Below are 19,413 nucleotides of genomic sequence, written 5' to 3' on the forward strand. Positions count from 1 at the left end.
TTATTCAGCCTTCTTGGTGACGGCCTTCTTGGCCGGTGGGGTGTCTTGGGCGGCAGCCAGCACGCTGGTCAATTCCAGGCGGCCGGCGGTGCGCAGGGCGGTTGCTTCGACGTCCAGCAGGTCCAATTCCTGGCCGACGGTGGACCAGTGGCCACCTCCGGTGGGGAATGGGATGAGGACGGTGTAGGTTTGGCGGTTGGCCATGGGGGGAATTCTCCGGGTGCAAAAAGCGCAAAACCCCTGCGGGAGGGGCTTTGGGCGGGCGAAAAAAAACCGCTGTCGCGGTGGGGTGAGTTACTTCAGGAAGGCCGGTTTTTCAGGCCAGATCACAGCATCCGGGTCGGCGCCCTGGTCGGGGATATCGCGCAGTGCCTTGCGGTAGGCGACGAACACCGGGCGGTCTTTATCCGCCATGGGGTAATCCGGCATTGCCGCATAATCGCTGGCGGCCAGATCGGCGTCGCGCGATGCTCGAATGACACTCCATTTAATCAACGGATGCAGTTCAGCAGATGCAAATACAGGTTTCATCAAAGGTCTCCTTAACCCAAAGCCAGCATGCAAGACCAGTCGGCCGGATTAGTCACGACACCGGTACAGGCACCAGCAAGCATGACCTCGACTGTCCCACCGACAGAAACACGTTCCGGGTGCATGATCATGTACTGACCAAACACGCCGGCCGGCTGGATTGCCAAAGAACACCAACGCCATTTGCCCGACTCAGCACCCGTCGCCCAAGTGCCCCTGATCTCGCCCTCAACCACCCGGACAAAGGCGCCCATCGTCAGCATCGAGTTCAAAAGCAGGGTCCCGCCACCACTTGGCCGTGCGGCGTCGATGGAATGTGGAAACGCAAGCCACGGGCTTCCGAGGTTGTCCGACCATTTCATCTGCCAGACATGGATAGGGTTTCGCCAAAAGTCGGCAGCGTGGATTTCGAAGTCCGGGAACTGCTCGCGTACATCGGCTTGCACTTCTCGCATAAAGTCGACATCGGCCTGGGGGCGACCCGCACTCTGTGACGTAGCGACGATCGAACGCAGTTTGGTAGTAGTGACCTGCTGATGAACATCCCAGCCATCAACCAAGTTGCCATTGGCGTCCGGGACCATGGTGAAGTTTTTCGTAATCGCCAGCCTGGGCAAACGTTGATTCAGGCTGGCGAGCTGTTCGCGGTAGGTTTGTTGTGCAACTTCAAGGGCGCGGTCAATCTCGCCAATCTTGCCAGTCACAACACCCGTCAGATTATTTGCCGCGCTGACAACCGCGGCCAATTGCTGTTCAGTACTCAATGTTCAAACTCCTTGTAGTGCATTGATCTTGTGTTAAGCCTTCGCTTCAAGCGCCATCAATCGGAATAAAACTCCGACTCCTCGCGCCATGTTGTCGATGCTCGCCGCCGAGAGCGACGCCAACTCATCCACCATTAGGATGTTGAGGTTTTCCGAGCCCACGATCACGGTGACGCTATCCGCCGGCAACGGCGAAATATCCAACGTGAACTTCTGTAGCACCCGCGCCGCCGCCGCCTTATACGTCAGCAACTGCCCCGCCACCGAATACACGGCCAACAGCGTCCCGCTGGCGAGATAAAACCCAAACTCGCCAATCTCATATTCGCCATCGCCATCAAACAGCGCGGCCATGCGCAGTTGGCGCTGGCCCAGGTCTTCGTAGTCCACAATGGCTACGCGCTGGCGCTCATTGCGCAGGGAGGTTTCGTTGCCGGTGGGGTTGTAGCGGCCGGTGCCGGCGGCGATGTGGGTGATTTCGCCTTTCAAGCCTTGGTTCTTTGCCTGCAGCACTTCATCCAAACCCTTGGAGGTGAAGCGCACCAGGCGCGTGATGTCATCGGTCATGGCTGCGCCCTGAGGTCGTAGTCGTTAATGGTGTAGTGCTGGGCGATGCCGGCACTGTTTAGCCTTGAACTCAATGCGAGTTCCGGCAGCGCGCCCCACAACGACAACTCGCCGTCGCTCAGTGCACGGTGGGTGGCGCCGGTCATCGGCAGCCCACCGAACACTTCGTGCACCAGGGTGATGGTGGCCAGATCGCGCTCGCTTTTGGCCGCGTTGATGCGGCGGATCAGGCGGTTGTGGTCGCCACTGGACCAACTGCGGCCGATGATCGCCTGCACGTCAAAGGTGTAGGGCTGGGCCTGCGGGCGCTGTTGGTACCAGGCCAGAATATTGGGGGTAAACCCCAGGGATTCGACCGCGTGGCTCAACGCCTTGGGCGTGCCGGCCTGGCGCTGGATTTGCCAGGACAGGGCGACCGTGAGGCGTTTTTCGGTTTCGCTGGCAGACGCATTCCATTCGCTGACGCCACGGTCGGCGGCCAGGTAAGGCAGGAACGGCGCGGGCGTTTGCAGCGGGTTCATCAACGCCGGGAATGGCGGGGCGACCCGTTCGAGCAGTCGGCCAAAGCCCAGGTCCAGCGCCTTCTCCAGCGGTGAGCTGTTGGCGGGCAACAGGCTGGGAGATTGTTCAGTCATAAGCTGCGCACCTCCACCTCGACACCCATGCAATACGGGGCCTGGAATGCCGTGGTGATAATCGGCGCCAGCGGTTCGAGAATCTCCAACTGCGCCGCCCCGGCGGTGTGGATGGTGTAGTCGATCCAGCTCGGGTCCACGCGCCCTTCCAGGCAGTGGCAGGATTCGGCATAGGTTTGCAGTAGCTGCTGGGCCGCCACTTGCGTCAGCCCCGAGTCGGGGCCGGCGTTGATCTTGGCCACCACGCGGATCTTGTACGGCACGATCTGCGCGCCCTGCACCGTCACCCAATCGGTTTCCGGACGTACATCGGGCCGGGCGAAATGACGCCGCACCCCTTCAAGCAAATCTGCCGACGGCGTGCCATTGCCGGTACGAGACAGCACGGTGACCATCACTTGCCCAGGTGCGGTGCGCCGGGCGTTGCCGTCCTTGACCTGGGCGGCATAGCCATCCGGGTCGAAGGTATAGCTGACGGTGACCACCCCCGCCGCAGTACCGTGGACTTTCACCACCGGCCGTTCGCCGAGGGTAAAGACCTCGCGCCGATACTGCATGCGCGAACCAGCGGCCGGCGCGTGGGGTGCCAGGTAGTAGCGCAGCCGGGCATCGTCATCGCTTTCGAGGGTCGGCGGCACCGGCGGGAACGCCGCCGGGTCGCCGGGGTCGAGCACCTGGCGCTCCAGGCCCATATCGGCCAGGCGCGCATCCAGGTTGCTGCCGTTGGCCCACCACGCCAGCATCTGCTGGATGCGCGCGTTGTACTTGCGCTCATGGGTTTGCAGGCGCACACAAAACGCCTCCAGGGCCAGGGTCAGCAACTCGCTCTCATTGTCCAGGCTGACCTTGAGCTTGGCCGCGCTTTGCGGGGCGCGGGCGGCGACATAGTCGACGACAAACGCCTTGAACTGCGCCAGTAACGGCTCGAATTCGTCGACGGCGATCAGGTCGGGCGGCGCCAATTGGTTCTGCCCGGGGATCAACATGCTCATGTCACCACCTCGAAGGATTGCTTGCGGTTTTTCCAGGTCCCGGCAAACCGCAGCAACAGGCCAGCGCCCTGGCGATTGGCGACGATGACTTGCGGATCAAAATCGGCGATGCCGTTCTGTGGGTTGTAAAAAGCCTGGGCGGCGTGGCTTTGGGCGAGGATCAACAGGTCATCGCCCAGGTTCTGCCCCAGAAGTTGCGGGATCAGCGAACCGTACAGCGGGCGTTTCTGCCGTGTGCCCAAAGGTGTGGTCAGGGCCCGGGTGGCGCGCTGGACAAATTGCGGCCAGTCGTCCACCACGGCCCCGGTGTTTCTCTCTATTCCGATCATGGCAAATCCTTATGCCGTGCTGATAACTCGGCCCTGGTGGTCCACCACCGGGCCACTCAAGTGCACGCCGGACGCATCCAGCAGCAGGCCAACTGCACCGACCTGCACGCTGATGGTTGCGGCGGTCATGACCAAACGGGCGGCGCCCAGACTCATTTCCACCTGCTCGCGTGAGCCGCTGAATGCCGTGGGCCCATTGTTCCAATCCAGTACATGACCGGCGGCGTCGTAGGCGCTTTGCGTGCCGTCCGGATAACGCCGGCTCGTGAGGCTGACCACACTGGACAGCGGCGGGAAGCGATCACTGTTGAGGCCAAACAGCGCCACCGACTGCCCGCCGCCCTCGCCGCCACCGTAGTTGAGCAGCAGGCATTGCTCACCCACGGTGGGAATCCGCGTTTCCGTCTGCGCCCCGGCGCTGGGGTTGAAAAAACGAATCGCCGGGGTCAGCAATTCGCCATGCCTGACCTTGCAGGTATTGCTGGCCGCGTCGACCTCCTGGCATACGCCGATCCGGCAAAAACTCTCGGCGCGCCGATAGAGGTCCTCAAGCTGGGTTTCCATCTGCGCCAGGCGCTCGACGATGGGCGCCAGTTGCAGGCGTAACAGTGCATCGAACATGGGCTACTCCTGCAATGGCCGGTATTGATCGGGGTCGTCGATATTCGACACCTCCCAGGTGCAGGCAAACAGCGGCTTGCCGATAGGGTCGTCAAGCAGCGGCGGGCCGAGATAGAGGGTTTGGTTGAAGGACACGGTCCAACTGTCGTAGTGAGTGTCGGCCCCCACCAGGGTCAACGGCAGCGCAACGATATTGACGGGCACATCGCACTGGGCCGCCGGCAACTGCCAACGATTATCCAGCACCAGGTCCATCAGCCGGCTCGCCAGGTCACAGGCATCAAAAGGCTGCGCGCCCTGGGCGGACATGACCTTGAGCGAGATCGACAGCACATGGGCCTTGCGCCCCTCCAGGGAACGGACGCCTGGGCCATTACGCTCGACGGTAATTGCCACGCAGGGTTCATCCGCCGCGAGGATGCTCGGCGGGCTGCCCACCCGTAGCTCGGGAAACGCCGTACGCAGGGCCTGGCCGATGGCTATCGGCAGTTGTGAAGGTTTTTCAATGAGGGTCATGGTGTGGCTTCCTTGCAACGATCACTTTGAGTCCGGGGGCTGGTTGACCCCGATGCGCTTGGCGGCCCAGCGCTCATAAAGGCCGATAGCGACATCGGCGCCGGCCATGGCGGTCAAGCAACCCAGGGCACCGGCCGTCCAGATCGACATGCCGGCGGCGTACAACAGCATCAACGCCGATACCCCGCACACCATGCACGCCCCGGAACGCAGGGCCAGGCGGCGCACCAGTGACCAACCGCGGGCGCCCTCCTTGTCGGCGCGCCACATCTCCCCGGATACACCGCCAATCAGGGCCAGAATAATCACCAGCCAGATAGGCATTTCTGCCAACGCTTGCTGCTCGTTTGTCATGTCACGCCTCCTGGAATGCGTAAAACCGGCAGATGGCCGGTGCTTTGTTAAATAGATGGATGGGGGTGTCGGTAGGCATTCCAAAAAGCCCGGTGGCCCGGGCTTTTCAGTAATGCGGTCCTTGGATCTTTCGGCGCTACTGGCGCGGTACGGATCTTTCCTCGATGTTTTTCCGACCACGATCCCTGTCTGCCGGATAACTGCTTGTGGTGCTTTACGCTGCACACCCGGGTCAGTTGCCAACCCTCTGAACCGTCAAGGCCGGTTCATCGCTGCCTGTTGTAAAACCGTGAAACTAAAGAGCGTCGGCATCCTTGCCGGTGTTGCCTGGCGTCCTTGCCATCACTCGGTGGCGTCCATGCCAGTGTTGCGTGCCTTCCTTGTCTTCCTTGGCAGCATCCTTGCCGCCTCCACCAGGCCTTGTTGGCTGGCTTGAGATGGAGAATATGCATGTATGCATATACAGTCAATGCATAAATGCATTTATATCGCCACCAAAAATGCGTTAACGCATAAAACCCTTATATAGCGGACACTTGCGGTTTTGCACAGACGAAAAAAAGCCCGCTCGTGGGCGGGCTGTTTCTTACGGAGCGAGGTTAACGGGCGTACATGCCCCACCAGAAAACGTGACCGAGGATGCTGATCTGCTCCTCCTGGATATCCTGGAAGCTGTAGTCCTCATCCGGATGCTCGTCACGATTGAAACTGCGCAAGCGAATCCCCGACGGCAGGCGATAGAGTTGTTTGACCCGCAATTGACCGTTGTGATTGATGGCATACAAGTCACCATCCACGATATCGCCGATCCCGCTCTTGCCGGCATTCACCCCCACCGTCGCCCCGTCGCGCAACACCGGCAGCATGCTGTTGCCACGCACCGTCACACACTTGGCCTGGTCGAACTGCACACCGTTATGCCGCAGGCTGCGCTTACCAAAACGCAGGCTGGCCTTCTCGCTTTCCTCGATGACGAATCTTCCTGATCCAGCAGCCAATTCAACCTCGCGCAAAAAGGGGATCGACACCTCGTCATCATTAACGGGCGTGTCGTCGTCCCACAGGCTTATATCCTTGAGCTCCGAATGCATCGGATCGCGTTCATCCTGCCACGCCGGCCCCGCGCGCCCGCGCAACTGGTCGGTGCTCACCCGGAAGTAATCGGCAATACGCGAGATGTGCTTGTCCGACGGATCAACGATCTTGCCGCTGAGAATCCGGGACAGAGTGGATTGAGGCACGCCGGTACGCCGGTGAAGCTCCGTGGGGGAGATCCCGTCGCGAGCGAGCAGCTCTCTTAAGACGATAGAAACGTTGCGTTTTTGCATAAATGGGATAGTGACGGGAGTTTTTGGGGTTGGCAAATGCTAATTTGCATATTTTGTGCATGGTGCATGCGGTTGTACCTGGCCGTTTGTGAACTGCGAAGCACTGACCTCACATGTTAACCTTGCCGCCATCGCAAAAAATGCTGGGCCAAGCGCCCCCTTTGCCCCATCACTTTCAACGAATTTGCCTACTACCCAATGAGTAAAAATACGTCCGATCTGTCCTCCCACACCCCAATGATGCAGCAGTACTGGCGCCTGAAAAACCAGCACCCTGATCAGTTGATGTTTTATCGCATGGGCGACTTCTACGAGATCTTCTATGAAGATGCGAAGAAGGCCGCCAAGTTGCTGGATATCACCCTGACCGCGCGCGGGCAGTCGGCTGGGCAGGCGATTCCGATGTGTGGGATTCCCTATCATTCGTTGGAAGGTTACCTGGCCAAGCTGGTCAAGCTGGGTGAGTCGGTGGTGATCTGTGAGCAGATCGGCGACCCGGCGACCAGCAAGGGGCCGGTGGAGCGTCAGGTGGTGCGGATCATTACGCCGGGGACGGTGAGTGATGAGGCGCTGCTGGATGAGCGGCGCGACAATCTGATCGCTGCGGTGCTGGGGGATGAGCGGCTGTTCGGCCTGGCGGTGCTGGATATCACCAGTGGCAATTTCACCGTCCTGGAGATCAAGGGCTGGGAGAACCTGCTGGCGGAGCTGGAGCGTATCAATCCGGTGGAGTTGATGATCCCGGATGATTGGCCCAAGGATCTGCCGGCGGAAAAACGCCGTGGGGCCAAGCGTCGCGCGCCGTGGGATTTTGAGCGCGATTCGGCGCTGAAAAGCCTGTGCCAGCAATTCTCCGTACAGGATCTGAAAGGTTTTGGTTGCGAGACCCTGACCCTGGCCATCGGCGCTGCCGGTTGCCTGCTCAATTATGCGAAGGAAACCCAGCGCACCGCCCTGCCGCATTTACGCAGCCTGCGCCATGAGCGCCTGGACGACACGGTAGTGCTCGATGGTGCCAGCCGGCGCAACCTGGAACTGGACACCAACCTGGCCGGTGGGCGCGACAATACCCTGCAGTCGGTCGTCGACCGTTGCCAGACCGCCATGGGCAGCCGTTTGCTGACCCGTTGGCTGAACCGCCCGCTGCGCGATTTGACCGTGCTGCAGGCGCGCCAGTCTTCTATTACCTGCCTGCTGGACGGCTACCGCTTTGAAAAGCTGCAACCGCAGCTCAAGGAAATTGGCGATATCGAGCGGATTCTTGCGCGGATCGGCCTGCGTAATGCCCGCCCGCGTGACCTGGCGCGCCTGCGTGACGCGCTGGGTGTGCTGCCCGAGCTGCAACAGGCGATGACCGAGCTGGAAGCGCCGCACCTGCAACAACTTGCTGTCACGGCCGGCACTTACCCGGAACTGGCTGCGCTGCTGGAAAAAGCCATTATCGACAACCCGCCCGCGATCATCCGCGACGGCGGCGTGCTGAAGACCGGTTACGACAGTGAGCTGGATGAGCTGCAGGCCTTGAGCGAAAACGCCGGGCAGTTCCTGATCGACCTGGAAGCCCGCGAAAAAGCCCGCACCGGCCTGGCCAACCTGAAGGTCGGCTACAACCGCGTGCACGGCTACTTTATTGAGTTGCCGAGCAAGCAGGCCGAGCAGGCCCCGATTGATTACCAACGTCGCCAAACCCTTAAAGGTGCCGAGCGCTTTATCACCCCTGAGCTCAAAGAGTTCGAAGACAAGGCGCTGTCGGCCAAGAGCCGCGCCCTGGCCCGGGAAAAAATGCTCTATGAGGCCTTGCTCGAAGACCTGATCGGCCAGCTCGCGCCGTTGCAGGACACCGCTGCGGCCCTGGCCGAGCTGGATGTATTGAGCAACCTTGCCGAGCGCGCGCTGAACCTTGACCTGAACTGCCCGCGTTTTGTCAGCGAGCCGTGCATGCGCATTGTCCAGGGCCGCCATCCGGTGGTGGAGCAAGTGCTGACCACCCCGTTCGTGGCCAACGACCTGTCGCTGGACGACGATACGCGCATGCTGGTGATCACCGGTCCGAACATGGGCGGTAAATCCACCTACATGCGCCAGACCGCATTGATCGTGCTGCTGGCGCATATCGGCAGCTTCGTGCCGGCGGCCAGTTGCGAGTTGTCTCTGGTGGACCGCATCTTCACCCGTATCGGTTCCAGTGATGACCTGGCCGGTGGCCGTTCGACCTTTATGGTGGAAATGAGCGAAACCGCCAATATCCTGCACAACGCCAGCGACCGCAGCCTGGTGCTGATGGATGAAGTGGGGCGCGGCACCAGCACTTTCGACGGCCTGTCGCTGGCCTGGGCGGCCGCCGAGCGCCTGGCACACTTGCGGGCCTATACGCTGTTCGCCACCCACTACTTCGAATTGACCGTGCTGCCGGAAAGCGAGCCATTGGTGGCCAACGTGCATCTCAATGCCACCGAGCACAACGAACGCATCGTGTTCCTGCACCACGTGCTGCCAGGGCCGGCCAGCCAGAGTTACGGCCTGGCCGTGGCCCAGTTGGCCGGTGTGCCGAACGATGTGATCCTGCGCGCCCGCGAGCACCTCAGCCGCCTGGAAACCACCGCCCTGCCCCACGAAACCGTGGTGGCCAGCCCAGCCAAGGCCGCCAGTAAACCGGGTGTGCCGATGCAGAGTGATATGTTCGCCAGCCTGCCTCACCCCGTGCTGGATGAGTTGGCAAAGCTTGACCTGGACGACTTGACTCCACGAAAAGCGTTGGAATTGCTCTATGCACTGAAGACACGGGTCTAACGCAGACGCTTGCAAGCTGATAGAATCTCGCGCGGTTTGGGATGCTGCGGGCTTTTAGCCTGGCCTGCAGACTATCGCTCCCAAACCTCGCGAGCCCTGCCACAAGGGGTTTCGCTGCCGCCGCCTGAGGAGAAAATTAGAAATGACCTTCGTCGTCACCGACAACTGCATCAAGTGCAAGTACACCGACTGCGTAGAAGTGTGTCCGGTGGACTGCTTTTACGAAGGGCCGAACTTCCTGGTAATCCACCCGGATGAGTGCATTGACTGCGCCCTGTGTGAGCCAGAATGCCCGGCCGTTGCGATTTTCTCCGAGGATGAAGTCCCGGCAGAGATGCAGGAATTTATTCAGTTGAACGTCGAGCTGGCGGAAATCTGGCCCAACATCACTGAGCGCAAAGACCCGATGCCGGATGCGGCAGAGTGGGATGGCAAAAAAGGCAAGATCGCAGACCTCGAGCGCTGATCGCGTCGATGTCCTCTAAAAGGCCCCTTGCGGGCCTTTTTGCATTTCTACGGGGTGGATTTCACTTTTCTACGGGCAAAAAAAAGGGGCGGTTTGACCCGCCCACATTTTTTCCCTAGTCCCTGTGTTCCTTTTCATCGTCCTGATGAATCGCATCCTGCGAACTTCCCTGAGTCATCGTTCCTTGATGACTGTGTCAATCCGTGGACACAGGGCTGATATTAGAGACTTCCCGAACAAGTTCAACGGGATCCATTCGCAAGCACAACCTGCCACGCTCCTCAAACAGAAATAAATAAACCTTACTTTTCAAATAGTTATAAATATGCACAGGTAATTCGAGACGTCCCGGCGCGGTTAAAAAACCAAACACTTACTCAAAAGTAAGCGAATGCTTACAACGCCCATTAGGAAAATGCACACCCGACCGCCCAAAAGGTTTACGCCAGGCAAGAAAAAGCCCCGACAGGGTCGAGGCTTTTCTGCCTTCAGGCCGATCAGTCGTCGCTGACAGTGATGGTCGGCATTGCCTGGGTGCTGGCTTCCTGCAAGACAATCCGCGCCCCGACGTGACGGGCCAGTTCCTGGTAGATCATGGCGATCTGTCCATCGGGTTCGGCAACTACCGTCGGCCTGCCGCCATCGGCCTGCTCGCGAATGCCCATCGACAGCGGCAACGACGCCAGCAATTCAACATCATATTGGGTGGCGAGCTTTTCGCCGCCGCCTTCACCGAACAAATGCTCGGCGTGACCGCAGTTGGAGCAGATGTGCACCGCCATGTTTTCCACGACGCCCAGCACCGGGATGTTGACCTTGCGGAACATTTCCACGCCTTTGCGCGCATCCAGTAACGCCAGGTCCTGGGGCGTGGTGACGATCACCGAGCCTGCCACCGGTACTTTCTGCGCCAGGGTCAGCTGGATATCGCCAGTGCCTGGTGGCATATCGATCACCAGGTAGTCCAGGTTGCCCCAGCCGGTCTGCATCACCAACTGCATCAAGGCCCCGGATACCATGGGCCCGCGCCACACCATCGGGGTGTTGTCATCGGTGAGGAAGGCCATCGACATCACTTCCACGCCATGGGCCTGGATCGGCACGAACCACTTCTGGTCCTTGATCTTGGGCCGCGAACCTTCGGCGATGCCAAACATCACACCTTGGCTGGGGCCATAGATATCGGCGTCGAGGATGCCCACCCGCGCGCCCTCACGGGCCAGGGCCAGGGCCAGGTTGGCCGCCGTGGTCGACTTGCCCACGCCGCCCTTGCCGGATGCCACGGCCACCACGTTCTTGACGTTGGCCAGGCCCGGGATCTGCGCCTGGGCCTTGTGCGCAGCGATCACGCATTGGATGTCGACCTTGGCCGAGCGCACGCCATCCAGGCCTTCAATGGCCATTTGCAGCATCTGTGCCCAACCACTCTTGAACAGACCTGCGGCGTAGCCCAGTTCAAGCTGGACCGAAACCTGGTCGCCCTGCACATCAATGGCCCGGACACAGCCGGCGCTGACCGGGTCCTGGTTCAGATAGGGGTCGGTGTACTGGCGAAGAACGGCTTCCACCGCTGCGCGATTGACGGCGCTCATGGGCTACTCCCGGAAAAGACAGACTAAAACAGGCGGCTATCCTAACCGTTCCGAGGCGTGAGGGGCATGCTTTCGCGACATTGGAAAACCCTGAAACAGCCTCACGGGGTGAAATAAATTTCCCGGCGCTTTATAGTGGCCGACCTCCGTTTCATCAAGTAGCCGAGCCCCATGTCCGAGCCACGCAAGATCCTCGTCACCAGCGCCCTGCCCTATGCCAATGGTTCCATCCATCTTGGCCATATGCTTGAGTACATCCAGACCGATATGTGGGTGCGCTTCCAGAAGCATCGCGGCAATCAATGCATTTATGTCTGCGCGGACGACGCCCACGGTTCGGCCATCATGTTGCGCGCCGAAAAGGAAGGCATCACCCCGGAACAACTGATCGCCAACGTCCAGGCTGAACACAGCGCCGACTTTGCCGAGTTCCTGGTGGATTTCGACAACTTCCACTCGACCCACGCCGAAGAAAACCGCGAGCTGTCGAGCCAGATCTACCTCAAGCTGCGTGACGCCGGGCACATTGCCACCCGCTCGATCACCCAGTATTTCGACCCGGAAAAGAAAATGTTCCTGGCCGACCGCTTCATCAAGGGCACCTGCCCCAAGTGCGGCACCGAAGACCAGTACGGCGACAACTGCGAAAAATGCGGCGCCACCTACGCGCCGACCGACCTTAAGGATCCGAAGTCGGCGATTTCGGGCGCCACCCCGGTGCTCAAGGATTCCCAGCACTTTTTCTTCAAGCTCCCGGATTTCCAGGAAATGCTGCAAGCCTGGACCCGCAGCGGCACCCTGCAGGACGCCGTAGCCAACAAGATCGCCGAATGGCTGGATGCCGGCCTGCAACAGTGGGACATCTCCCGCGATGCGCCGTATTTCGGCTTCGAGATCCCCGATGAGCCGGGCAAGTACTTCTATGTGTGGCTGGACGCGCCGATCGGCTACATGGCCAGCTTCAAGAACCTCTGCGACCGCACGCCAGAGTTGGATTTCGACGCGTTCTGGGGCAAGGACTCCACCGCCGAGCTGTACCACTTCATCGGCAAGGACATTGTCAATTTCCACGCCCTGTTCTGGCCGGCGATGCTCGAAGGTTCGGGCTACCGCAAGCCGACCGGCATCGCCGTACACGGTTACCTGACGGTCAATGGCCAGAAGATGTCCAAGTCCCGTGGCACCTTTATCAAGGCGCGCACCTACCTGGACCACCTGTCGCCGGAGTACCTGCGCTACTACTACGCGTCCAAGCTGGGCCGCGGCGTCGACGACCTGGACCTGAACCTGGAAGACTTCGTGCAGAAGGTCAACTCGGACCTGGTGGGCAAGGTGGTCAACATCGCCAGCCGTTGCGCCGGGTTTATCCACAAGGGCAATGCTGGCGTGATGGTGCCGGTCAACGCCGCACCGGAGCTGACCGATGCCTTCCTGGCAGCCGCGCCAAGCATTGCCGACGCCTATGAAGCCCGCGACTTTGCCCGCGCCATGCGCGAGATCATGGGCCTGGCCGACCGCGCCAACGCCTGGATCGCCGACAAAGCGCCGTGGTCGCTGAACAAGCAGGAAGGCAAGCAGGATGAAGTCCAGGCCATCTGCGCCACCGGCATCAACCTGTTCCGCCAGTTGGTGATCTTCCTCAAGCCGGTGCTGCCGTTGCTGGCCGCTGACGCCGAGGCCTTCCTCAACGTTGCGCCGTTGACCTGGAATGACCACGCCAGCCTGCTCAACAACCATCAGCTCAACGAGTTCAAGCCGCTGATGACCCGTATCGACCCGGTCAAGGTGCAGGCCATGACGGACGCGTCCAAGGAAGACCTGACCGCCAGCCAGACCGACACCGGCGAAGCCGCCCCGGCCGGCAATGGCGAGCTGGCCAAGGATCCGTTGTCACCGGAAATCGACTTCGACGCCTTTGCCGCCGTGGACCTGCGGGTTGCACTGATCATCAAGGCCGAAGCCGTGGAAGGTGCCGACAAGCTGTTGCGCCTGACCCTGGATATCGGCGACGAGCAACGCAACGTGTTCTCCGGGATCAAGAGTGCCTACCCGGACCCGTCCAAGCTCGATGGTCGACTGACCATGATGATCGCCAACCTCAAGCCACGAAAAATGAAGTTCGGCATCTCCGAGGGCATGGTGATGGCAGCCGGCCCTGGCGGTGAAGAAATCTACCTGCTCAGCCCCGACAGCGGCGCCAAGCCTGGCCAGCGCATCAAGTAACCCGAAGCGCCCTGTCGCGGTGATTGGCCGCGACAGGGCGGTTTGCGCTAGTACCCTCTCCCTGCTTGCCGGATAATCAGGCCCTGTTTGCTTAACCGGCTCGACCATGACCGAACTGCTTGTCGCCCTTCTCTGCGCCGCCCTGATCAGCCATTACCTGCTGCGCCTGGCGCTGCCTGGAGATCCCGGGGTGGAGCGACTGCGGGTACACGCCCTTGGGTTGGCGACCACGCTGTTGATGGTGCTGACGGGTGTTTCGAGCTACCTGCTTGTTCATTTCGTGTTGCAACCCTTGGCGCTGGACGCGTTATGGCTGTTTGCCTATGTGCCCGTGGCAATCCTGTTGAGCCAGCCGTTGCTGAATGGGCTTTCGCGCCACGTGCCCGCCCTGCCCGTCGATGGCTTATGGGTGCCACTGCTGGCTAACGCCGGCGTGCTCAGCGTGGTACTCCTGGGCCCGGGCAACGCCAGCCAACTGATCTACAGCCTGGGCATCGGCCCGGCGTTCTGGCTGACCTTCAGCCTGTTCAGCGATTTGCGCCAGCGAATAGATGAAAACGATATCCCCCAGCCCTTTAAAGGCCTGCCCGTGGACCTGCTCAGTGCCGGGCTGATGGCCGTGGCATTCCTGGGCTTAAACGCAATGATCAAACCATGAGCCTGATTCAACGTATCGACGCCCTGCTGCCCCAAACCCAATGCGGCAAATGCGGGCACCACGGTTGCAGGCCCTACGCCGAAGGCATCGCCCAGGGCGAGGCCATCAACAAGTGCCCGCCGGGCGGCCCCGAAACCATTGCCGAACTGGCGCAGTTGTTGAACCTGGTACCGCTGGAGCTGGACAGTTCCCGTGGTGAAGCCCCGGCGCAGATCGCCTTTATCCGCGAGGCCGAGTGCATCGGCTGCACCAAGTGCATCCAGGCCTGCCCGGTGGATGCGATTGTCGGCGCGGCCAAGCTGATGCATACCGTGATCGTGGATGAATGCACCGGCTGCGACTTGTGTGTGGCTCCCTGCCCGGTGGACTGCATCGACATGCTGCCGCTGCCCCTGGCCGCGGTGCTGCCGATTGTCGCGGGCTACGCGATTACTGCCGAGGAGCGCCAGGCGCGCGGGACCAAGCGTGATCGCGCCCGCCGTCGCTTCGAGCAACGCAACGCAAGGCTGCAACGCGAGGAAGAACACAAGCTGGCGGAGCGCCTGGCCCGCAGCAAACGCCCGGCCCCCATCGTGCAGGCCAATAGCGACCCATTGCAGGCCGCCATCGAACGCATGCGCGCACAAAAAGCCGCAGAGATCGACACAGCGTTAAAAAAAGCCAAGGTCAACCTGGCAATGAGCCGGGCGCAACTGCACAAATCCCTGAAAGCCTTTGGCCATCCGCCGACCTTTGAGCAGCAGTCGCAGTTGATCATCCTGCAGCAGCAGTTTGAGTCCGCCGAACAGGCATTGACCGCCCTCGAAGCGAACGCCCCCACAGTGGCGTCCCCCCAGGCCAGTAAAGACCCTGAGCTCAAGCGCGCAAAAATCCAGCTGGCCATGCGTCGCGCCGAGCTGAAAAAGGCCCAGGACGCACTGGCCGATGCAGAGCAACTGACCACACTCGGCGCAGCCCTGGCCGCCGCCGAACGGGTGTTGCACGCAGCCGAAGAAAAATCCGAGCAGCCCCGGCCGGACCTGCAACGTATCGAGAAACGGCCCATCGACCGTCACCTGCGCCAGTTGAAGACCGCCCTGGCCTATGCCCGCGCCGATCTGAGCAAACTTGAGCGCCAGCCCACCAGCAGTGCCGCCGAGCTGACGGATGCCAGGCTGCGCGTGGATGAAGCCCAACGGCAAGTAGATAGTCATGTCAGCGCCTGAGGTGGTTGATCGCCAGCAACACGCCATGCAGCGATTATTGCTGGCCACAACGCCCGGCGTGCTGGTGCTGTTCTGGCTGTATGGCTGGGGCGTGCTGATCAATCTGTTGCTGGCCGGCAGCTGTGCATGGGCCGTCGAAGCCGGTGTGCGCCAAGTGCGCGGCCATGATTCCCGCGACTTGGGCGGCCTGGTCAGCGCGGTGTTGCTGGCCTTGGCGCTACCACCTTATTGCCCGTGGTGGTTATGCCTGGGCGCTGTCAGCAGTGGCTTGCTGTTGGGCAAACACCTGTATGGCGGCAAGCAAAACCCCTTCAACCCGGCCATGCTCGGTTATGCGTTGATGCTGCTGGCCTTTCCCCAGCCAATGACCCATTGGCCGGCGTCCCACGGCCTGGACCTGCTGGCCGGCCTGCAACAAGTGTTCGGCCTGCACGGCGAGACCGCCGATGCCTGGGCCCGGGCCACTGCGTTGGACGCCTTGCGCATCAATAACAGCCTGACTGTCGACGAGCTGTTTGCCCGCCACCCGGCTTTCGGCCAGCTCGCAGGTAAAGGCACTGAGTGGGTGAACCTGGCATTTCTCGCTGGCGGCCTCTATTTACTGCAGCAACGGGTCTTCAGCTGGCATGCGCCGGTGGGCATGCTCGCCAGCCTGTTTGTCATCAGCCTGCTGTGCTGGAACGGCTCGGGTTCGGACTCCCATGGCTCGCCGCTGTTTCACCTGCTGACCGGAGCCACTATGCTCGGGGCCTTCTTTATCGTCACCGAGCCGGTGTCGGGTGCAAAAAGTGCGCGGGCGCGCTTGTTGTTTGGGGTGGGCGTGGGATTGCTGACCTATCTGGTCCGCACCTGGGGCAGCTACCCGGATGGCGTGGCGTTCGCGGTGCTGATGATGAACCTGGCAGTGCCGGCACTGGAGCGCTGGACGCGGCCGCAGGCGGTGGAAGCATGAAGCGCACCTCGCAAGCCTTGAGCGTGCTTTTGATCGCCGCCGGCGCGGTAGGCCTGACCCTTGGCCTGCAACAGCTGACCGCCAAGCCCATTGCCGCGCAGCAGCGTGAAATGCAAAGCCGGGCGTTGCTGGATGTACTGCCTGCTGGCAGTTATGACAATCAACCGTTGGAACGCCCCTTGGACGTTACTTCGGCAATGCTGGACAACAGCCAACTGCTGGGAGCTTACCTCGCGACCTTGGCCGGCAAACCCAGCTCCGTGGTGCTGCGCTCCCAGGTCGAGGGTTATGGTGGCCGCATCCAATTGCTAATTGCCATCGACCGCAACGCCAAGCTGCTCGGGGTCAAGACCCTGGCACACACGGAAACGCCCACGCTGGGCGGGCATATCGGCGAACCCGGCAATCCCTGGCTTGCCTCATTCAAGGGGCTGTCGCAGGAAAATCCACAGGCTTGGGCGCTGAAGAAAGACAGCGGCCAGTTCGACCAAATGGCCGGTGCGACCATCACGTCCCGCGCCGTGATCAACGCGATCCACGATGCCCTGCGGTATTTTGACGAGCACCGCCAGGCCCTGCTGGAGCGCACCGACCATGACTAAGCCATTGGTCCTCGGCAACCTGTTGCTGCTACCGGCGCTGCTGGGTGTCAGTGACACGCCGGCGAGTGCTGCAACGTTCTGGGTTATGTGGACGCTGATCATGATGCTCCATGGCTGGAGCTGCGGCTGGGTGCGCAATCGCCTCAGTGGCCAGTGGCAGCTGATGGCCAATGTATTACTGGCCACCACCTGGGTCAGTTGCGCCAACCTAGTGGCGCAGGCAGTGGCCTTTGCCCCGTCTACGGGCCTGGGGGCATACCTGGCCTTGATCGGCCTGCAATGCGTGCTGCTTGAGCACGAAGGCCTGTTCGCCGCCCACCAGCGCAGGGCACAACTTAAACTGTTCGCGCTAGTAACCGGGCTACTGGCTGCAATCACCCTCTCGCGCTTGTTACTCGGCAGTAGCATCGCCACCCTCGCCCCCACAGGGTTTATCCTGCTCGGGTTGCTGCTCGCCGGGTGGCAGGCCTGGACCCAACGCCACACACCACATTGAAGGAACCGCTCGCCCAATGAACGCCGCAAAACGCCTGGAGATCTTTCGTCGGTTTCACGAGGACAACCCCGAGCCCAAGACCGAACTGGCCTACTCATCGCCGTTCGAGTTGCTGATTGCCGTGATCCTGTCTGCGCAATCGACGGATGTGGGCGTCAACAAGGCCACGGCCAAGCTGTTTCCCGTGGCCAACACCCCGGCTGCTATCCACGCCCTGGGAGTCGAAGGATTGTCGCAGTACATCAAGACCATTGGCCTGTACAACAGCAAGGCGAAAAACGTCATTGAAACCTGCCGACTACTGGTCGAGTTGCATAACGGTGAAGTGCCAGAGACCCGCGAAGCACTTGAAGCCCTGCCCGGCGTAGGCCGCAAGACGGCCAATGTGGTGCTCAATACGGCGTTTCGCCAATTGACCATGGCGGTGGACACCCATATTTTCCGTGTCAGCAATCGCACGGGAATCGCGCCGGGCAAGAATGTGGTGGAGGTCGAAAAGCAATTGATGAAGTTTGTGCCAAAGCCTTACCTGCTCGACTCCCACCACTGGCTGATCCTGCACGGTCGGTATGTGTGTCAGGCCCGCAAGCCGCGCTGTGGCAGCTGCCGCATCGAAGACTTGTGCGAATACAAGGAAAAGACGTCGGACGATTGAGCAATCATTGGTTTTATTGATCAGTCGATTGAAAAAATCTTTTTTACCCGGTGCACGATTGTCGATATAAGGAGCGCCAACGGCAGTCTTAGCCTGGAGTTAACCTTATGAGCACTGGCAAAGAACAACTGGATGTAGAAGAAGACTTTGTGGCCGCAGACACGGACGAGGCAGCCGAGGCGCCTGTAGAAGTTGCCAAGACCAATTTGAGCAAACGCCGCACCATCGACAACCTTCTGGAAGAGCGACGCTTGCAAAAACAGTTGGCCGATTACGATTTCGATCTCTAGCCAAACGATCACACAGAAGCCTCCGCCATGGAGGCTTTTTTCTGCCTGTTGCTCCCTGCTTCTTAAACCAGGCCGTTACGCTGGGCAAGCTCGATCAGGTCCACCAGGGACCGGGCGTTGAGCTTGAGCAGCAAGCGCGTCTTGTACGTGCTCACAGTCTTGTTGCTGAGGAACATGCCATCAGCGATCTCTTTGTTGGTCTTCCCCTGGGCCAGTTGCTGCAGCACCATCATCTCCCGGCCTGAAAGCCGCTCGACCATGTCGGCTTCGCAGGTATTACCCTGGCTGGAACGCACCGAGTTGAGTGCCTGGTTGGGGAAGTAGCTGTAGCCGGACAGCACCGCCTTGATCGCGCTCAGCAACTCGGTCAGATCCTGTTGCTTGCACACGTAGCCAGCCGCGCCCGCGTGCATGCAGCGCATGGAGAAGTGGCCCGGCGCCTGCGACGTCAACACCAATACCTTGAAGGGTTGCGCCTGCTTGGTGGAAGACAGGCGACAAATAACTTCCAAACCGTCAAGTTTGGGGATTCCAATATCCAGGATGACAATATCCGGCATATGCTCCCGCGCTAGTTGCAACGCGTCGACTCCGTTATCGGTCTCTGCAACGACCTCATAACCATGACGTTCCATTAGCATGCGTACAGCAAGGCGAATGACGGGATGATCATCCACGATCAGCACTTTATTCATGGGCAAGTCCAATTTCGCTGTTCGAATTATTCAGAACCAGCACAATAGCCTAGTCGTTTCCTCCTTGGCATAGCACTCCCCCCCAAGTAACGACAAGCAGAGACCCAACCCACAAAGTTATGAGAATAGGCCTACAAAAAAACGCCTATATG

23 protein-coding genes are annotated in these 19,413 nt (G+C 60.5%); 10 read left to right on the forward strand and 13 right to left on the reverse strand.

From position 1 onward, the window contains the following. The 11 genes from HBO05_RS05630 to HBO05_RS05680 form a co-directional block, all read right to left on the reverse strand. On the reverse strand, window positions 1–204 hold the full coding sequence (locus HBO05_RS05630; RefSeq protein ID WP_170041847.1) for a hypothetical protein: 204 nt from the start codon (window positions 202–204) through the stop codon (window positions 1–3). A 90-nt stretch (window positions 205–294) separates the two neighbouring features. Next, complete coding sequence (locus HBO05_RS05635) at window positions 295–531, reverse strand: tail fiber assembly protein (RefSeq protein ID WP_169954581.1); 237 nt, start codon at window positions 529–531, stop codon at window positions 295–297. A gap of 11 nt (window positions 532–542) precedes the next feature. Then, the gene (locus tag HBO05_RS05640) at window positions 543–1,295 is read right to left on the reverse strand and encodes a hypothetical protein (protein WP_169954580.1); all 753 of its coding nucleotides are present in this window, start codon (window positions 1,293–1,295) and stop codon (window positions 543–545) included. Between the two features lie 33 nt (window positions 1,296–1,328). Continuing rightward, window positions 1,329–1,862, reverse strand: coding sequence for a phage tail protein (locus HBO05_RS05645; protein WP_172312002.1), 534 nt, complete (start codon window positions 1,860–1,862; stop codon window positions 1,329–1,331). Continuing rightward, window positions 1,859–2,497, reverse strand: a complete 639-nt coding sequence (locus HBO05_RS05650; protein WP_172312004.1) for a phage tail protein I — start codon at window positions 2,495–2,497, stop codon at window positions 1,859–1,861. Before HBO05_RS05650 ends, HBO05_RS05645 begins: the two co-directional genes overlap by 4 nt. After that, a complete protein-coding gene (locus tag HBO05_RS05655) occupies window positions 2,494–3,489 on the reverse strand; it encodes a baseplate J/gp47 family protein (protein ID WP_172312006.1) in 996 nt (331 codons plus the stop codon). The genes HBO05_RS05650 and HBO05_RS05655 overlap by 4 nt, the downstream gene beginning before the upstream one ends. Then, on the reverse strand, window positions 3,486–3,818 hold the full coding sequence (locus tag HBO05_RS05660) for a hypothetical protein (RefSeq protein ID WP_057439347.1): 333 nt from the start codon (window positions 3,816–3,818) through the stop codon (window positions 3,486–3,488). Before HBO05_RS05660 ends, HBO05_RS05655 begins: the two co-directional genes overlap by 4 nt. A gap of 9 nt (window positions 3,819–3,827) precedes the next feature. Further along, window positions 3,828–4,439, reverse strand: a complete 612-nt coding sequence (locus HBO05_RS05665; RefSeq protein WP_172312008.1) for a phage baseplate assembly protein V — start codon at window positions 4,437–4,439, stop codon at window positions 3,828–3,830. Window positions 4,440–4,442: 3 nt separating this feature from the next. Then, window positions 4,443–4,955, reverse strand: a complete 513-nt coding sequence (locus HBO05_RS05670) for a hypothetical protein (protein ID WP_172312010.1) — start codon at window positions 4,953–4,955, stop codon at window positions 4,443–4,445. A 21-nt stretch (window positions 4,956–4,976) separates the two neighbouring features. Continuing rightward, window positions 4,977–5,309 carry a phage holin family protein gene (locus HBO05_RS05675; protein WP_032858418.1) on the reverse strand — a complete coding sequence of 111 codons (333 nt, stop codon included), beginning with the start codon at window positions 5,307–5,309 and terminating at the stop codon, window positions 4,977–4,979. A gap of 599 nt (window positions 5,310–5,908) precedes the next feature. After that, window positions 5,909–6,637: an XRE family transcriptional regulator gene (locus HBO05_RS05680; RefSeq protein WP_169954574.1), complete on the reverse strand. Its 729-nt coding sequence runs from the start codon at window positions 6,635–6,637 to the stop codon at window positions 5,909–5,911. Window positions 6,638–6,835: 198 nt separating this feature from the next. On the opposite strand from HBO05_RS05680, the gene mutS reads away from it, so the two are divergent. Then, window positions 6,836–9,427 (forward strand): DNA mismatch repair protein MutS, encoded by a 2,592-nt coding sequence (gene mutS, locus HBO05_RS05685; protein ID WP_170041840.1) that lies wholly within the window; start codon window positions 6,836–6,838, stop codon window positions 9,425–9,427. 142 nt (window positions 9,428–9,569) lie between these two features. Further along, window positions 9,570–9,893, forward strand: coding sequence for a ferredoxin FdxA (gene fdxA, locus HBO05_RS05690; RefSeq protein WP_003208688.1), 324 nt, complete (start codon window positions 9,570–9,572; stop codon window positions 9,891–9,893). Between the two features lie 497 nt (window positions 9,894–10,390). Here fdxA and apbC read toward each other — a convergent pair whose 3' ends face one another. Beyond that, window positions 10,391–11,485, reverse strand: coding sequence for an iron-sulfur cluster carrier protein ApbC (gene apbC / locus HBO05_RS05695; RefSeq protein ID WP_172312012.1), 1,095 nt, complete (start codon window positions 11,483–11,485; stop codon window positions 10,391–10,393). A gap of 171 nt (window positions 11,486–11,656) precedes the next feature. On the opposite strand from apbC, the gene metG reads away from it, so the two are divergent. The 8 genes from metG (at window position 11,657) to HBO05_RS05735 (ending at window position 18,566) form a co-directional block, all read left to right on the forward strand. Next, window positions 11,657–13,708, forward strand: coding sequence for a methionine--tRNA ligase (metG, locus tag HBO05_RS05700; protein ID WP_169954436.1), 2,052 nt, complete (start codon window positions 11,657–11,659; stop codon window positions 13,706–13,708). A gap of 106 nt (window positions 13,709–13,814) precedes the next feature. Continuing rightward, window positions 13,815–14,366, forward strand: coding sequence for an Rnf-Nqr domain containing protein (locus HBO05_RS05705; RefSeq protein WP_170041838.1), 552 nt, complete (start codon window positions 13,815–13,817; stop codon window positions 14,364–14,366). Continuing rightward, window positions 14,363–15,571 (forward strand): electron transport complex subunit RsxB, encoded by a 1,209-nt coding sequence (gene rsxB, locus HBO05_RS05710; RefSeq protein ID WP_172312014.1) that lies wholly within the window; start codon window positions 14,363–14,365, stop codon window positions 15,569–15,571. The genes HBO05_RS05705 and rsxB overlap by 4 nt, the downstream gene beginning before the upstream one ends. Next, window positions 15,558–16,523, forward strand: coding sequence for an RnfABCDGE type electron transport complex subunit D (locus HBO05_RS05715; RefSeq protein ID WP_170041836.1), 966 nt, complete (start codon window positions 15,558–15,560; stop codon window positions 16,521–16,523). The genes rsxB and HBO05_RS05715 overlap by 14 nt, the downstream gene beginning before the upstream one ends. Continuing rightward, on the forward strand, window positions 16,520–17,125 hold the full coding sequence (locus HBO05_RS05720; RefSeq protein WP_169954440.1) for an RnfABCDGE type electron transport complex subunit G: 606 nt from the start codon (window positions 16,520–16,522) through the stop codon (window positions 17,123–17,125). Before HBO05_RS05715 ends, HBO05_RS05720 begins: the two co-directional genes overlap by 4 nt. Continuing rightward, entirely contained in the window at window positions 17,118–17,621 is a 504-nt protein-coding gene (locus HBO05_RS05725; RefSeq protein ID WP_170056803.1) for an Rnf-Nqr domain containing protein, read from the forward strand. Before HBO05_RS05720 ends, HBO05_RS05725 begins: the two co-directional genes overlap by 8 nt. Before the next feature lie 16 nt (window positions 17,622–17,637). After that, complete coding sequence (gene nth / locus HBO05_RS05730) at window positions 17,638–18,276, forward strand: endonuclease III (RefSeq protein WP_169954442.1); 639 nt, start codon at window positions 17,638–17,640, stop codon at window positions 18,274–18,276. Between the two features lie 107 nt (window positions 18,277–18,383). After that, a complete protein-coding gene (locus HBO05_RS05735) occupies window positions 18,384–18,566 on the forward strand; it encodes a hypothetical protein (RefSeq protein WP_169954443.1) in 183 nt (60 codons plus the stop codon). Between the two features lie 62 nt (window positions 18,567–18,628). On the opposite strand, the gene HBO05_RS05740 is transcribed toward HBO05_RS05735, so the two are convergent. Continuing rightward, entirely contained in the window at window positions 18,629–19,261 is a 633-nt protein-coding gene (locus HBO05_RS05740) for a response regulator transcription factor (protein WP_169954444.1), read from the reverse strand. Between the last annotated feature and the right edge of the window lie 152 nt (window positions 19,262–19,413).

Source organism: Pseudomonas sp. WS 5079 (genome assembly GCF_012985465.1).
In the GTDB taxonomy this organism is placed as follows: domain Bacteria; phylum Pseudomonadota; class Gammaproteobacteria; order Pseudomonadales; family Pseudomonadaceae; genus Aquipseudomonas.

Coding starts and splice junctions, on each gene's coding strand:
- HBO05_RS05630 (WP_170041847.1), bottom strand. CDS start 204: ATGGCCAACCGCCAAACCTACACCGTCCTCATCCCATTCCCCACCGGA.
- HBO05_RS05635 (WP_169954581.1), bottom strand. CDS start 531: ATGAAACCTGTATTTGCATCTGCTGAACTGCATCCGTTGATTAAATGG.
- HBO05_RS05645 (WP_172312002.1), bottom strand. CDS start 1,862: ATGACCGATGACATCACGCGCCTGGTGCGCTTCACCTCCAAGGGTTTG.
- HBO05_RS05650 (WP_172312004.1), bottom strand. CDS start 2,497: ATGACTGAACAATCTCCCAGCCTGTTGCCCGCCAACAGCTCACCGCTG.
- HBO05_RS05655 (WP_172312006.1), bottom strand. CDS start 3,489: ATGAGCATGTTGATCCCCGGGCAGAACCAATTGGCGCCGCCCGACCTG.
- HBO05_RS05660 (WP_057439347.1), bottom strand. CDS start 3,818: ATGATCGGAATAGAGAGAAACACCGGGGCCGTGGTGGACGACTGGCCG.
- HBO05_RS05665 (WP_172312008.1), bottom strand. CDS start 4,439: ATGTTCGATGCACTGTTACGCCTGCAACTGGCGCCCATCGTCGAGCGC.
- HBO05_RS05670 (WP_172312010.1), bottom strand. CDS start 4,955: ATGACCCTCATTGAAAAACCTTCACAACTGCCGATAGCCATCGGCCAG.
- HBO05_RS05675 (WP_032858418.1), bottom strand. CDS start 5,309: ATGACAAACGAGCAGCAAGCGTTGGCAGAAATGCCTATCTGGCTGGTG.
- HBO05_RS05680 (WP_169954574.1), bottom strand. CDS start 6,637: ATGCAAAAACGCAACGTTTCTATCGTCTTAAGAGAGCTGCTCGCTCGC.
- mutS (WP_170041840.1), top strand. CDS start 6,836: ATGAGTAAAAATACGTCCGATCTGTCCTCCCACACCCCAATGATGCAG.
- fdxA (WP_003208688.1), top strand. CDS start 9,570: ATGACCTTCGTCGTCACCGACAACTGCATCAAGTGCAAGTACACCGAC.
- apbC (WP_172312012.1), bottom strand. CDS start 11,485: ATGAGCGCCGTCAATCGCGCAGCGGTGGAAGCCGTTCTTCGCCAGTAC.
- metG (WP_169954436.1), top strand. CDS start 11,657: ATGTCCGAGCCACGCAAGATCCTCGTCACCAGCGCCCTGCCCTATGCC.
- HBO05_RS05705 (WP_170041838.1), top strand. CDS start 13,815: ATGACCGAACTGCTTGTCGCCCTTCTCTGCGCCGCCCTGATCAGCCAT.
- rsxB (WP_172312014.1), top strand. CDS start 14,363: ATGAGCCTGATTCAACGTATCGACGCCCTGCTGCCCCAAACCCAATGC.
- HBO05_RS05715 (WP_170041836.1), top strand. CDS start 15,558: ATGTCAGCGCCTGAGGTGGTTGATCGCCAGCAACACGCCATGCAGCGA.
- HBO05_RS05720 (WP_169954440.1), top strand. CDS start 16,520: ATGAAGCGCACCTCGCAAGCCTTGAGCGTGCTTTTGATCGCCGCCGGC.
- HBO05_RS05725 (WP_170056803.1), top strand. CDS start 17,118: ATGACTAAGCCATTGGTCCTCGGCAACCTGTTGCTGCTACCGGCGCTG.
- nth (WP_169954442.1), top strand. CDS start 17,638: ATGAACGCCGCAAAACGCCTGGAGATCTTTCGTCGGTTTCACGAGGAC.
- HBO05_RS05735 (WP_169954443.1), top strand. CDS start 18,384: ATGAGCACTGGCAAAGAACAACTGGATGTAGAAGAAGACTTTGTGGCC.
- HBO05_RS05740 (WP_169954444.1), bottom strand. CDS start 19,261: ATGAATAAAGTGCTGATCGTGGATGATCATCCCGTCATTCGCCTTGCT.